The sequence below is a fragment of the Micrococcus sp. H39-S4 genome (genome assembly GCF_027158145.1).
GTDB lineage: Bacteria > Actinomycetota > Actinomycetes > Actinomycetales > Micrococcaceae > Micrococcus > Micrococcus luteus.
This window is the reverse complement of the sequence record NZ_JAPVLT010000003.1, coordinates 110,512-123,793: the sequence shown is the minus strand read 5'-3', so window position 1 is coordinate 123,793 and position 13,282 is coordinate 110,512. Positions and strand designations below refer to the sequence as shown.

Annotated in this window: 12 protein-coding genes and 1 tRNA gene; 9 read left to right on the top strand and 4 right to left on the bottom strand. The window is 72.0% G+C overall.

Going from position 1 to position 13,282, the window contains the following annotated elements; all coding sequences use genetic code 11:
• Positions 1-178 precede the first annotated feature (178 nt).
• The 4 genes from pstS to pstB all read left to right on the top strand — a co-directional run bounded on the left by pstS (position 179) and on the right by pstB (position 4,458).
• Positions 179-1,318 carry a phosphate ABC transporter substrate-binding protein PstS gene (pstS, locus tag O3T09_RS04395; protein ID WP_020624566.1) on the top strand — a complete coding sequence of 380 codons (1,140 nt, stop codon included), beginning with the start codon at positions 179-181 and terminating at the stop codon, positions 1,316-1,318.
• A 134-nt stretch (positions 1,319-1,452) separates the two neighbouring features.
• The gene (pstC, locus tag O3T09_RS04390; protein WP_044658633.1) at positions 1,453-2,409 is read left to right on the top strand and encodes a phosphate ABC transporter permease subunit PstC; all 957 of its coding nucleotides are present in this window, start codon (positions 1,453-1,455) and stop codon (positions 2,407-2,409) included.
• Position 2,410: 1 nt separating this feature from the next.
• Positions 2,411-3,592, top strand: a complete 1,182-nt coding sequence (gene pstA, locus O3T09_RS04385) for a phosphate ABC transporter permease PstA (RefSeq protein WP_036384203.1) — start codon at positions 2,411-2,413, stop codon at positions 3,590-3,592.
• Between the two features lie 86 nt (positions 3,593-3,678).
• The gene (gene pstB / locus O3T09_RS04380; RefSeq protein WP_041103590.1) at positions 3,679-4,458 is read left to right on the top strand and encodes a phosphate ABC transporter ATP-binding protein PstB; all 780 of its coding nucleotides are present in this window, start codon (positions 3,679-3,681) and stop codon (positions 4,456-4,458) included.
• A gap of 92 nt (positions 4,459-4,550) precedes the next feature.
• On the opposite strand, the gene O3T09_RS04375 is transcribed toward pstB, so the two are convergent.
• The 3 genes from O3T09_RS04375 to O3T09_RS04365 all read right to left on the bottom strand — a co-directional run bounded on the left by O3T09_RS04375 (position 4,551) and on the right by O3T09_RS04365 (position 7,032).
• Positions 4,551-5,576, bottom strand: a complete 1,026-nt coding sequence (locus O3T09_RS04375; RefSeq protein WP_041103591.1) for an inorganic phosphate transporter — start codon at positions 5,574-5,576, stop codon at positions 4,551-4,553.
• 15 nt (positions 5,577-5,591) lie between these two features.
• Positions 5,592-6,218, bottom strand: coding sequence for a hypothetical protein (locus O3T09_RS04370; RefSeq protein WP_098471078.1), 627 nt, complete (start codon positions 6,216-6,218; stop codon positions 5,592-5,594).
• 139 nt (positions 6,219-6,357) lie between these two features.
• On the bottom strand, positions 6,358-7,032 hold the full coding sequence (locus tag O3T09_RS04365; RefSeq protein WP_041103592.1) for a hypothetical protein: 675 nt from the start codon (positions 7,030-7,032) through the stop codon (positions 6,358-6,360).
• 158 nt (positions 7,033-7,190) lie between these two features.
• On the opposite strand from O3T09_RS04365, the gene O3T09_RS04360 reads away from it, so the two are divergent.
• From O3T09_RS04360 to O3T09_RS04350, 3 genes are all read left to right on the top strand, one after another.
• Positions 7,191-7,263: transfer RNA gene (locus O3T09_RS04360), tRNA-Lys, on the top strand.
• 61 nt (positions 7,264-7,324) lie between these two features.
• Entirely contained in the window at positions 7,325-8,050 is a 726-nt protein-coding gene (locus O3T09_RS04355) for an alpha/beta hydrolase (protein ID WP_036383543.1), read from the top strand.
• Positions 8,051-8,083: 33 nt separating this feature from the next.
• Entirely contained in the window at positions 8,084-8,983 is a 900-nt protein-coding gene (locus O3T09_RS04350) for a hypothetical protein (protein WP_101965646.1), read from the top strand.
• Between the two features lie 126 nt (positions 8,984-9,109).
• Here the strand turns inward: O3T09_RS04350 and O3T09_RS04345 are convergent, their stop codons facing one another.
• The gene (locus O3T09_RS04345) at positions 9,110-10,387 is read right to left on the bottom strand and encodes a DUF445 domain-containing protein (RefSeq protein WP_061867608.1); all 1,278 of its coding nucleotides are present in this window, start codon (positions 10,385-10,387) and stop codon (positions 9,110-9,112) included.
• 100 nt (positions 10,388-10,487) lie between these two features.
• Here O3T09_RS04345 and O3T09_RS04340 point away from each other — a divergent pair, with 100 nt between their 5' ends.
• Both O3T09_RS04340 and O3T09_RS04335 read left to right on the top strand, forming a co-directional pair.
• Positions 10,488-11,411 carry a glycerophosphodiester phosphodiesterase gene (locus tag O3T09_RS04340; RefSeq protein WP_269295400.1) on the top strand — a complete coding sequence of 308 codons (924 nt, stop codon included), beginning with the start codon at positions 10,488-10,490 and terminating at the stop codon, positions 11,409-11,411.
• A 154-nt stretch (positions 11,412-11,565) separates the two neighbouring features.
• Positions 11,566-13,248, top strand: a complete 1,683-nt coding sequence (locus O3T09_RS04335) for an ABC transporter substrate-binding protein (protein WP_041103597.1) — start codon at positions 11,566-11,568, stop codon at positions 13,246-13,248.
• The last annotated feature ends 34 nt before the right edge of the window (positions 13,249-13,282 follow it).

The following is a 13,282-nucleotide window of genomic DNA, read 5'->3' as shown; positions in this document are numbered from 1 at the left end:
ACCAAGCATTGTGGCCCACGGCACAGATCATTCCTGCGAATGCCGCTCCCGTTCACCATCTGTTCACCCCGGCCGAGCACTCGATTCACCTCTGGACCGTACGGTCGGGTGCGGTGCAGAACCGGGCCAGCCGGACGCTCTGCCCTCACCGTCGTCATCCGATTGAAAGAGGCTCTTCGTGAAGGCTCACCGCTTCGGCCGCTCCGCCGCCCTCCTGTCCGTGGCCGCCATCGCCCTGACCGCCTGCTCCTCCGCGGACAGCGGCAACGGCGGCTCCGATGCCTCCGGCTCCGCCGGCGGCGAGCATGCCTCCGGCTCCGCCGGCGGCGAGCAGGGCACCACCTCCGAGGTCCAGGGCAACCTGGTCGGCGCCGGCGCCTCCTCGCAGGAGGCGGCCATGACCGCCTGGACCCAGGGTGTCACCGAGATCGCTCCGAACCTGACCGTGCAGTACTCCCCGGACGGCTCCGGTGCCGGTCGTGAGAAGTTCCTCGCCGGCGCCACCTCCTTCGCCGGCTCCGACGCCGCCCTCAAGGAGGAGGAGGCTGAGTCCGCCAAGGAGAACTGCGGCGACGAGGGTGCGTTCCACGTGCCGGCCTACATCTCCCCGATCGCCGTGGCCTACAACCTGCCGGGCGTCGATGAGGTCAAGATGGACGCCGAGACCATCGCCAAGGTGTTCTCCGGCGAGATCAAGAACTGGAACGACGAGGCCATCGCCGCGCAGAACGAGGGCGTCGAGCTGCCCGACACCCCGATCACCGTCGTGCACCGTTCCGACGACTCGGGCACCACCGAGAACTTCACCGCCTACCTCACCGAGGCCGCCGGCGATGCCTGGTCCTACGACGAGGTCGAGACCTGGCCGTCCGACATCACCGCCGAGTCGGCCCAGGGCACCAAGGGTGTCGTGGGCCTGGCCTCCCAGACCGAGGGCGCCATCACCTACGCCGACGCCTCCGCCGTGGGCGAGCTGGGCACCGTGTCCGTGAAGGTCGGCGAGGAGTACGTGAAGTACTCCGCCGAGGCCGCGGCCGCGACCGTCGAGAAGTCCGAGGCCAAGGAGGACGGCTCGATCGAGCTCGACCGCGCCACCGACGAGTCCGGCGTGTACCCCGTCGTGTTGGTCTCCTACCACATCTACTGCAACCAGTACGAGTCGCAGGAGACCGTGGACCAGGTCAAGGCCTTCGCCGAGTACGTCGTGTCCGAGGACGGTCAGAAGACCGCCGAGGAGTCCGCGGGCAACGCCCCGATCTCCGAGGACACCCGCAAGAAGGCCATGGAGCGCATCGAGGCCATCTCGGTCAAGGGCTGATGTCGCTTCTTGTCGGCTGACCCACCGCCGCTTCGGCCGCCGGGCCCCACGGGCCCGGCGGCTGAAGCCGCGTCAGGGCTCTCGTTCGTCGCGGCCCGTCCATCACCACGCACGTCGATCTGAGGGAAGGCACTGTGTCCTCAACCACCAACGAGGCGGCACCGAAGCCGTCCAGCCTGCGCGGCCCCCGCCGCGGAGCCGCCGGAGACAAGCTCCTCTCCGGCGGGGCCCTTGCGGCCGCCGTCCTGATCCTGCTCGTGCTCGCCTTCGTGGCGGTCTTCCTCCTGACGGAGGCATGGCCTGCCCTGCAGCCGGGCGCGGAGCTCGTGTCTGCGGACTCCTTCTTCCAGTACGTGTGGCCGCTCATGGCCGGCACCGTGATGGTGTCGATCATCGCTCTGCTCATCGCCACCCCGGTCGCGATCGGTGTCGCCCTGTTCATCTCGCACTATGCGCCCCCGCGCATCGCGCAGTCGGTGGGCTTCGTGATCGATCTGCTGGCCGCGATCCCCTCCGTGGTCTACGGCGTGTGGGGCTGGCTGACGCTCGCTCCGCTGATGGTGCCGATCTACGGCTGGCTCAACGAGAACCTGGGCTTCATCCCGTTCTTCGGCGGCTCGGCCACCACCACGGGCCGCACCCTGCTGACCTCGGGCGTCGTGCTGGCCGTGATGGTTCTGCCGATCATCACCGCGCTCTGCCGTGAGATCTTCACCCAGACCCCGAAGCTCCACGAGGAGGCCGCGCTCGGCCTCGGCGCCACGCGCTGGGAGATGATCAAGATGACCGTGTTCCCGTTCGCCCGGGCCGGCATCGTCTCCTCGATCATGCTCGGCCTCGGCCGCGCGCTCGGCGAGACCATGGCGGTCACCATGGTGCTCTCCGGCGGCGTCTTCTCCTGGTCGCTCGTGGAGTCCGGCAGGAACCAGACGATCCCGTCGGAGATCGCGCTCAACTTCCCCGAGGCGTTCAACATGCGCCTGCACGAGCTGATCGCTGCCGGTCTCATGCTCTTCATCATCACCCTGGCGGTGAACATGATCGCCCGCGCGATCGTGAACAAGCACAAGGAATTCTCGGGAGCCAACTGACATGAGCACTGTCTCGACTTCTCCCCGGGCCACCGAGGACAGCGTGACGCCGCGGCGTCACTCCCTGACCGAGGGTCAGAAGCCCGGCTGGACCTGGATGGCCGTCGCAGCTGCCGCGGCCGTCGTCGCCGCCGGCCTGACCGTGCTGCTCAGCGGCGCCTTCAACGTCGTCGGTTTCGTGATCATCGCCGCCATCCTCTACATCGCGGGGCTCTACGTGGCCACCCGCGTGATGGAGAACCGGCGCCGCGCCGCAGACGGCCTGTGCCGCAACCTCGTGTGGCTGGCGTTCCTCGTGGCCCTGGTGCCGCTGGTCTCCGTGCTGTGGTCGGTCCTCTCCGCCGGTCTGCCGACCCTGATCGCCAACCCGCAGATCATGGCGTACGACATGAAGGGCATCACCGGCATCGACGACTCGGCGTGGGTGGAGGACGGCAAGCCCGCCGGCGGGCTCGCGGGCGGTTTCGGCCACGCCCTGATCGGCACCGTCGTGATCACGATCATCGCGACCCTGATCTCCGTGCCGATCGGCATGCTCACCTCCATCTACCTGGTGGAGTACAGCCGCGGCGGCTGGTTCTCCCGCGCCATCGTGTTCTTCGTGGACGTCATGACCGGCATCCCCTCGATCGTGGCCGGCCTCTTCGCCTACGCCGCGATCACGTGGGTCCTGACCCTGGTCACCGGCAGCAAGTCCACCGCACTGCAGTCCGTGCAGATGGGTCTCACGGCCGCGATCGCGCTCTCGGTGCTCATGATCCCCGTGGTCGTGCGATCCACGGAGGAGATGCTCCGTGTGGTGCCCAACGAGCTGCGCGAGGGCGCCTACGCCCTCGGCGTGCGCAAGTGGCAGACCATCGCCAAGGTGGTCCTGCCCACCGCGATCTCCGGCATCGCCTCCGGCGTCACCCTGGCCATCGCCCGCGTGGCGGGCGAGACCGCGCCGATCCTCGTGACGGCCGGCTTCGCCACCAGCATCAACTGGAACCCGTTCGACAACTGGATGACCGCGCTGCCGGTGTACATCTACCGCCAGCTGGTCGCCCCGACCTCGCCTACGGCGGCGGACCCCTCGACCGCCCGCGCCTGGGCAGCCGCCCTGCTGCTCGTCACCATCGTCATGCTGCTCAACCTGGCGGCACGGTTCATCGCCAAGGCGTTCGCCCCCAAGAAGGGCCGGTGAGGCCCGGCCGCCCGGAATCCCCCGGGCGGCCGGCCCCGACCCCGTCGCACCCCCCCAGAGACTTCCACGAAGGAACAGAACCACTCATGTCCAAGCGCATCCAGGCCGTCGACGTCGATGTCTTCTACGGCAAGTTCAAGGCCGTCGAGGGCGTCAACATCGACATCGCCCCCCGCTCCGTCACTGCCTTCATCGGCCCCTCCGGCTGCGGCAAGACCACCTTCCTGCGCAGCATCAACCGCATGCACGAGGTGCTCCCCGGCGCCACCGTGGACGGCCAGCTCCTGCTCGACGGCGAGGACATCTACGGGCCCGGTGTGGACCCGGTCCGCGTCCGTTCCCAGATCGGCATGGTCTTCCAGCGCCCGAACCCGTTCCCCACGATGTCCATCCGCGACAACGTGCTGGCCGGCTACAAGCTCAACGGCACCCGCCTGAACAAGTCCCGTGCGGACGAGCTCGTGGAGAAGTCCCTGCGCGGCGCCAACCTGTGGAACGAGGTCAAGGACCGCCTCGACAAGCCCGGCTCCGGCCTCTCCGGCGGTCAGCAGCAGCGTCTGTGCATCGCCCGCTCCATCGCGGTGCAGCCCGACGTGATCCTCATGGACGAGCCCTGCTCCGCGCTCGACCCGATCTCCACCCTCGCCGTCGAGGACCTGATCAACGAGCTCAAGGAGGAGTACACGGTCATCATCGTCACGCACAACATGCAGCAGGCCGCGCGCGTGGCGGACAAGACCGCGTTCTTCAACATCCAGGGCGTCGGCAAGCCCGGCAAGCTGATCGAGTACGACGACACCAACGTCATCTTCAACAACCCCTCGAGCCAGCAGACCGAGGACTACGTCTCCGGCCGTTTCGGCTGAGCCGCCCCGCGCTCCGTCCCCGACCCCGTCCGGCCGCACGCCGGGCGGGGTCGCGGCGTCTGCGGGGCCGGGCGTCGTCGTCGGGCGCGGCCTCAGGCCAGCGGGAGGAGGGCCAGCGTGCCGAGGAGGCCGAGGAGGGCGCAGGCCACCGGCGTGAGCAGCCACCAGCCGACCACGCGCAGCACGGTGGGCCAGCGCACGGACGCGTAGGTCTGCGTCTGGCCGGCGCCCACGATGGCCGCCGTCGCCGTGTGGGTGGAGGACAGGGGCAGGTGGAACACCAGGGATCCGACGAACAGCAGGCCCGCGGGGATGACGGCGGCCACGGACGCCCGCAGGGGGTCGAGGCGCACGAGACGCTCGGTGAGGGTCCAGGCGATCCGCCAGGCGCCGCCTAGCGTGCCGAGCCCGACCGCGAGGGCGAACAGGAACGCGCCCCCCACGAACTCGGCCGTCAGGGCGTCCGGCGCCAGGACGGACCCGGACCCCACCAGCACGGCGGCCCACAGCACCCCCATGCGCTGACCGGCCTGCAGGCCGTGGCCCATGGCCATGGCGCTGGCGGAGATGCCCAACGCGACGCGGGCCCGGTGCTGGACGTTGACCGTGGTGCCGCGGGTGGCGAGCCGCGTGGCGGGCGCGGTGAGCAGGCGGGCGAGCGCCCACGCGATCAGGGGCGAGAGCAGCAGGCTGAGCAGCACCTCGGCGCGGACGAGGTCGAAGATGGTGTGGGCGACGTCGATGTGCAGGCTCAGGCGCACGGCGAGGTGGCTGCCCGCCAGCGCGGAGATCAGCGCGTGCGTGCTGGAGCCGGGCAGGCGCCGCCACCACAGCAGCAGACCCCACACGAGGGTCACCGCGCAGGACACGCCCACGGCCAGGGGGCCGATCTCGCTGCGCACCGCGGGCGAGGTGAAGTAGTGCACGCTCAGCGTGATGAGCCCGATGCCCAGCAGCGCGCCCACGGTGTTGACCGCTCCGGTCAGGAGGAGGGCCCCGCGCGGTGTCAGCGCCCGGTACCGGACAGGCAGCGCCGCGGCGTTGGGGGCGTCACGGAACCCCATCAGCGCGCCGACGGCGCACAGCAGCACGAGGACGACGGCGAGCCCCGCGGTCACGGCGCCTCCACCGGCTCAGGACTCACGGACGAGCACCATGCCCAGGTCCATGTTCACGCGGGAGAGAGCCTCGAGCGCCGCGTGCAGCGCCCAGGCGACCTCGCGCTGGCGGTTGTAGTCGCGCTGCAGCAGGTCCATGCCGAGATCGGCGAGCCACTCGACCATGATCCGCTCCGTGCGGCGGGAGGCGCGCAGCAGCTGCATCCACGTGGCCTCCAGGGCGTCGAGGTCGCGCATCTCGGCGGCGCCGCGGGCGAGCAGCTCGGCCTGACGACCCACGGTCTCGAGGACGTCGAGGGCGTGCGTCGGCAGCTCCTCGAGGTCGGCCCGTTGGATCAGCACGCCCGCCGACACGACGCGCCGGGTGGCCGCGTGCACGCCGCTGGCCAGCCGGTAGAGGTCCTGACGGGGCAGCGGAGTCACGTAGGCGCTGCGCAGCGCGGTGAGGAAGGCCATGAGGGTGGCGCTCGAGGACGAGTCGAGCTCCTCGAGCTCACGGGCGGCACGGTCCGCCTCGGGTCCGCGGGTCCCCGCGACCTGGGCCACCAGGTGCACCGCCCGGTGCAGGGCCTCGGCGAGGTCCGCCATGTGGCGCAGCGCCGGGGTGTCGCGCGTGACGAGCCAGGGCATGCGGGGGGACATGGGCAGCGGTCGCTCTCTCGTCGACGGGTGGCGAAGGGGTCGACGACGACGCCGGACCGGGAACGCCTCTCGGCGGAAGGCCGCTCGCAGCGGCTATGTGTTGGAGCCCGGGGTTACCAGCGGCCCGGCGCCGTCCCCATCAGTCTAGCGATCCGTCCCGAAACGCTCGACCCGCCGCCTCCAGGGCGTCGGCGGTGCTGACCAGGCGCGCGGCCCGGCGGGTGAGGGCGGCGGCGCGGTCCGGGGCGGCGGCCTCGGAGCCCTCGGCGTGCTCGACCTGGCCCAGAGCCACGACGCGGGCGTAGGCCGCGGCGCGCTCGAACGCGACGTCGATCTCGGAGCGGTAGGCGCCCGTGAGGATCGTGTCCGTGAGGCGGCGCAGCTCGGCCGGCCCCGGCGGCTCGACGGCGCCCGCCACGACGCGCGAGGCGTAGGCGGCATGCCCGGCGCGGTACCAGGCGGCCCAGCGCTCGCCGTCGCGGGTCGTCGCCTCCTGGAGCGCGTACAGGCGCCACAGGGCGCCGGCGAGCGAGACGGGCGGGGCGTCCGCCCACAGCTCGGCGAGCGTCTCGACGCCCAGCTCGCGGACCAGCCCGACCAGCCGCTCGACGATGGCCGGGTCCTCCTCCGCGCGGCCGCCGGCCACGAGGGCGTGGGCCAGGCGCGAGGCCGCCGCGGCCACTTCCTGCGGGTCTTCGCCGCCGGCGAAGTGCGTGAGCTCCTGCGGTTCCGAGAGGCGGGGCCGGTGGGGGCGCAGCACGCCCGAGGCGCTCGAGCTGGCGCCGCGGCCGGCGGGCAGGCGGTGACGTGCCATGGGCGGGCTCCCTTCGAGGGCGCATCGGGGTGGGGATGTGGTCGCCGGAGGCGGCGGCCCCGTCCACGGTAGTGCCCCGGACGCCTGGGCTACCATCGGAGGGCACCCGTGAGGGTCGCCGTCGTCGGCCGCGCGCCGTCGTCGTCGGCCGCGGGTGGGGGCCTTTAGCTCAGCTGGCAGAGCATCGGACTTTTAATCCGCCGGTCGCGGGTTCGATCCCCGCAGGGCCCACCGGAGAGCGGCCCCTGACTAGGCATGACGCCCGGTCGGGGGTCCTCCCTAGGATGGAGCCATGAGCCCCACGCCCGCACCAGTCACCGAGACGATCAGCTCCGGCCACAGCGTGGTGTGGTCGCGCCCGCCGGCGGAGCGCGCGGGCACGGACCTGGTGCTCGTGTTCCACGGCTACGGCTCCAACGAGGTCCGCGCGGCGCGCCGCCACTTCCCGATGCTCCCGGAGCGGTGCACCGGCCTGGCGGTGCGCGGCGGCTTCGAGATCGACGAGACGGCGTCCGAAGGCCCGGGCGACCCCGGCGCGCACGGCTGGTTCCTGCTCGACCTGCTGCTGCAGTCCGACTTCGCCCAGGTGCTCGCCGCCGCCCACCGCGTGTTCGACGTGCTCTCCGCCGAGGAGGTCGTGGCGGCCGGCTTCCGCACGGTCTCGGTGCTCGGCTTCTCCCAGGGCATGGCCATGGCGACGACGGTCCTGCGTCTGCGCCCCGAGGCGTTCACCTGCGGTGTGGGCCTGAGCGGCTTCGCCGTCGACAACGAGCTGCTGGCCATGCTCGACTCCCCGGCCGAGGGACCGGGCCCGCGCCCGTTCTTCTGGGGCCGGGACGCCGAGGATCCCGTGATCCATCCGGACGCCGTCGCCCACACCCGCGCGTGGGCCGAGGAGCACACCCGCCTGACCGTGCGCACCTACCCCGGGATCTTGCACGGGACCGGCCCCGACGAGGTCCGTGACGTGCGCATCTTCCTCGAGCACTCCCTGCGCGCGGCGACGCCCGGGTCCTGACCGCGGGGGTCGCGCGCCGATACTGTGGCGCGCATGGCAAAGAACTCGACGATCGGCCGGTACGCGTCCGGGAAGGTGAAGGACTTCGGGCTGAAGTCGGCACTCGATGAGAACGGCGAGCCCACGGAGGGCTTCGAGAAGGCCCTCTCCACGGTGTTGGCGGTCCAGCGCCCCCTGGTCCTGAAGAACATCCAGCGCATGGCGGCGAAGCACCCGGGGGAGAGCCCGGAGCGTCTCGCCGAGCGGCTCGGGCAGCAGTACCTGACCACCGTCACGGGGGCCGGTGCCGCCGTGGGCGGCACCGCGATCGTCCCGGGCATCGGCACCGTGGCCGCGCTCGGCCTGTCCGGTGTCGCGGTCGCCGGCTTCATGGAGGCCACCGCCCTCTACGCGCAGTCCCTCGCCGAGCTGCACGGCATCACCACGCAGGACCCGCAGCGCGCCCAGGCCCTCGTCATGGGCCTCATGCTCGGCGACGACGCCAAGGAGCTGCTCCGCGAGGCCGCCGCCAAGGCCGGCCGTCCCTACGACCCGCAGTCCAGCCTCAACGCGCTCGCGGGCACCGCATCGGGCACCGGCATCAGCGCGTTCGTGGTGGATCGCCTCAAGAGGACGTTCATGCGCAAGATGCTCCTGCGGCAGGGTGCCGGCTTCGTGGGCCGCGCCGTGCCGTTCGGCGTGGGCGCCGTGATCGGCGGCGTGGGCAACCGCGCCATGGGCAAGGCCGTGATGGAGAACGCCGCGGAGCTCTTCGGCCCCCTGCCGATGGTGATCCCCGGCGAGATCCGCGAGGGCGCCGCACAGGGGCGCGCCGGGGGGGAGTCGGCGGGCGCCAAGGACGACGGCGGCGTCCTCGGCGCGATCCGTCGCGCCCTGCCCGGCGGCAAGGACGAGAAGGACGACAGGCAGAAGAAGGGCAAGCCCGCCGCCTGACGGCCCCGCCCCCGCATCCTTCGGCTCCGCCCCCGCGCTTTCGAACGTGAGATAGGCCCTATCTCACGTTCGAAAGCGCCCATTCGCCCCATCTCGCGTTCGAAAGTGCGGGGCGGGCGCGGCGGCTCAGAGGAACAGCGTGGCCACCCCGTGGATCGCCAGGCCCGCGAGCGCGCCGACGACCGAGCCGTTGATGCGGATGAACTGCAGGTCCTTGCCCACGAACAGCTCGAGGGTGCGCGCGGTCTGCTCGCCGTCCCAGCGGGCGACCGTCTCCTCGATCACCCCGGTGAGCGCCGGGCCGTAGGAGCTCAGCGCATACGCCGCGGCGCGGCGGGCGTGGCCGTCCACGCGGTCGCGCAGCTCGGGGTCCTCCTGCAGGCGGGCGCCGAGGTCGCGCAGGGCGGCCACGAGCGCGCGATGCAGGTCGGAGGACGGGTCCTCGAGCGCGTCCAGGAGCGAGTCCCGCAGGGAGACCCAGGCCCGCCCGGCCCACGCGCGCAGCCGTTCGTCCGCGAAAAGGTTCCGCTTGAACCGTTCCACCGAGGCGCGGGTGGCGGGCTCGTTCCGCATCTCGTCGGCGAGGCGGTCGAGCCAGTCGTCGACGGCGCGGCGGGCCTCGTGCTCCCGGTCGCGGCGGATGCCGGCGAGATACTTGAGGGTCTCGGCGTGCAGTCTCTCGGCGAGGAGGCGGTCCACGAGGTCCGGGCTCCACTCGGGGGAGCGACGGCGCACCGTCTCGACGAACAGCTCGGGGTGGGCGGCCACCCAGTCCCCGGTGTGGGCGACCACGAGGTCCACCACGCGCTCGTGGTGCCGTCCGGCCACCACGTCCTCCAGCACGCCTGCGAGCGTGGGGGACCAGTCCGGGGCCACCATGTGGCGTTCCATCAGCTGGCGCAGCAGCTCCTGGACGGCGTCGTCGTCGGCCGCGGCCATGGCGCCCCGGGCCGCCGTCGCGATCTCCCGGGCGGTGCGAGCCGCGTTCTCCTCACGGCGCAGCCAGCCGCCGGCGGCCTCGGCCACCTTCAGTCCGTCGACCTTCTCGTGGGCGACCTCCGAGTCCAGGAAGTTCTCCTGCACGAACTCGGTCAGCGCGGCGCCGAGCTGGTCCTTCTTCCGCGGGATCAGGGCGGTGTGCGGCACGGGCACGCCCATCGGGTGGCGGAACAGCGCCGTGACCGCGAACCAGTCCGCCAGTGCGCCGACCATGCCGCCCTCCGCGGCGGCGCGCACGTAGCCCCACACCGGGTGGGTGTCCTGCAACGGGAACGCGACCACGAACACCACGGCCAGCAGGATGAGCAGCCCCAGGGCGACGGCCTTCATGCGCCGCAGGCCCGCCGCGCGTTCGAGGGCACCGGCGCTGAGCAGCTGCTGGGCGGGGTCGGGGGAGAAGGACACGGGAGGCTCCTGATCGCGTGCACCGAATGGTCCCCACCAGTTAACCAGCCGGGCACCCTGCGGTGACGTGGTCGGCACACGCGCTCCCTAGCCTGGCGGCGTGCCCGCCCTCGTGATCGCCCACCGCGGTGCCTCCGCCGCCTTCCCCGAGCACACCCGCGCCGCCATGCTCCACGCCCTCGCCGTGGGCGCGGACGGTCTCGAATGCGACGTCCAGCTCACGCGGGACCGTGAGGTCGTCTGCTGGCACGACCCCACCGTGGATCGCACCTCGGACGGGCACGGCGCGGTCGCGGACCACACGCTGGATCGTCTGCGCGGCCTCGACGTCGTCTCGTGGCACGCCCGGCGTCCGGGGGCCGAGCCCGCCACGACGACGGCGCCGCCCGCCGCGTACGGCGGCGCGGGGGAGCAGGTGCTCACCCTGGCCGACCTCCTGGCGATCGCGACGGCCGCGGACCGGCCGCTGCGCCTGGCCGTCGAGCTCAAGCACCCCTCCCCGTTCGGGCACGAGCTCGAGGAGCGGGTGCTGCGGGAGCTGCTGCGGGCCGGCTGGGACCCGGAGACCGGCCGGGTGGGTCAGGTGCAGGTGTCCCTCATGAGCTTCCATCCGGACGCGCTGCGCCACGTGGCGCCGCTGGCCGGCACGGACCCCCTCTGCCCCCTGATGGACCTCATGCCGACGGAGCTGCCGACCCGGCTCGCGCGGGGGCCGCTGAGCCGGGCGGCGGTGCGTGCGGCGGCGCGTCAGTCGCTGGCCGGGTCCGAGGCGCTCGTCTGGCGCGGCCGAGCCGGGCTGGCGGGGCCCTCCGTGGCCTACGTGCGGGAGCACCTGGCGGACGTGAAGGCGTGGCTGGCGGCGGGGCGACGCCTGCGGGTGTGGACCGTCGACGAGCGCGAGGACGCCGAGTTCCTCCTCGCCCAGGGGGTGCAGGAGCTCACCACCAACCGTCCGGAGGACGTGCTGCGCTGGGTCCGCGAGCGGGCCGCCGCGCGTCGGGAGCGGGTGCCCACCGGGGCCTGAGGGCGCCGTGCCGCACGCGCAGACGCGGCCTGCGTTGCGTTCCTGCCCGCGCTTGTGGCTATAGTCACGTCCAGGAGCGTGCCCGAGGTCACACCCGACGGCGCGGTCCCCTCGCACCCGCGTCTCGGCTGAGACCTCTCCCGGAGGAGCCCCCATGGCCACCCGTCTGCGTCACCGACTCCTGTCCGCCGCCGCGCTCACCGCGGCCGGCGCCCTGCTCGTCACCGGCTGCGCCCAGAGCCAGCGCGACGGCGGCGGCTCCGGCGGCTCGGGCGGGGGCGACGCCGCCCAAGTGGACGGCTCGTTCATCTTCGCCGCCTCCTCCGACCCGAAGACCCTGGACCCGGCCTTCGCCTCCGACGGCGAGACCTTCCGGGTCTCCCGTCAGATCTTCGAGGGCCTCGTGGGCACGAAGCCGGGCACCGCGGACCCCGCGCCGCTGCTGGCCGAGTCCTGGGAGTCCTCGGAGGACGGCCTGACCCACACGTTCCAGCTGAAGGAGGGCGTGACCTTCCACGACGGCGAGCCGTTCAACGGGGAGGCCGTGTGCGCCAACTTCGACCGCTGGTACAACTTCACGGGCATCCAGCAGTCGGAGACCCTCTCGTACTACTACGGCAAGCTGTTCCGCGGCTTCGCGGACAAGCCCGAGGACGCCGTCTACAAGGAGTGCGAGGCCACCGGCGAGCACGAGGTGAAGATCACGCTGGCGCAGCCGTTCGCGGGCTTCATCTCCTCCCTGTCCCTGCCGGCCTTCGCCATGCAGTCGCCGAAGGCGCTCGAGGAGTACAAGGCGGACGAGGTCGGCGGCACCGCCGAGTCGCCCCAGATGTCCGAGTACGCCCGGGCACACCCCACCGGCACCGGCCCCTACAAGTTCGAGTCCTGGAGCGTGGGCGAGGACGTCAAGCTCACCGCCAACGAGGACTACTGGGGCGAGGGCGGCGAGGTCACGGACATCACCTTCCGCGTGATCGACGACCCGGTGGCCCGCCGTCAGGCGCTCGAGGCCGGGGACATCGACGGCTACGACCTCGTGGCCCCCGCGGACACCGCGGCCCTGTCCGAGGCCGGCTTCAACGTGGTGGCCCGCGACCCGTTCACCATCCTCTACCTGGGCCTGAACCAGGAGAAGGAGGAGCTCCAGGACGTCAGGGTGCGCCAGGCGATCGCCCACGCGATCGACAAGGACGCCCTCATCGCGCAGACCCTCCCCGAGGGCACGGAGCCCGCCACCCAGTTCATCCCGAAGTCCGTGAACGGGTACAGCGAGGACGTCACCACGTACGAGCACGACCCCGCCAAGGCCAAGGCGCTGCTCGCCGAGGCCGGCTACCCGGACGGCTTCACGATCGACTTCAACTACCCCACCGGCGTCTCGCGCCCGTACATGCCGACCCCCGAGCAGGCGTTCTCCAACCTCTCGAGCCAGCTGGCCGAGGTGGGCATCACGGTGAACGCGAAGCCGGCCAAGTGGAGCCCGGACTACCTCGACCAGGTGCAGGGCACCTCGGACCACGGCATCCACCTGCTCGGCTGGACCGGTGACTACAACGACACGGACAACTTCGTGGGCGTGTTCTTCGGCCAGGAGAAGCCCGAGTTCGGCTTCACCGACGAGGAGCTGTTCTCCGCCCTCGAGGAGGCCCGTCAGATCCCGACGCTCGAGGAGCAGACGCCGAAGTACCAGGAGATCAACGAGCAGATCTCCGAGATCGTCCCGGCGGTCCCGCTCGCCCACCCGGCCCCGTCGCTGGCCTTCGACAAGCGCGTGGCCTCCTACCCGGCGAGCCCGGTCAACGACGAGGTCTTCAACGAGATCGACCTGACCGAGTGAGCCCGGCGGGCCGGGGACGACCCGCCCCACCGGC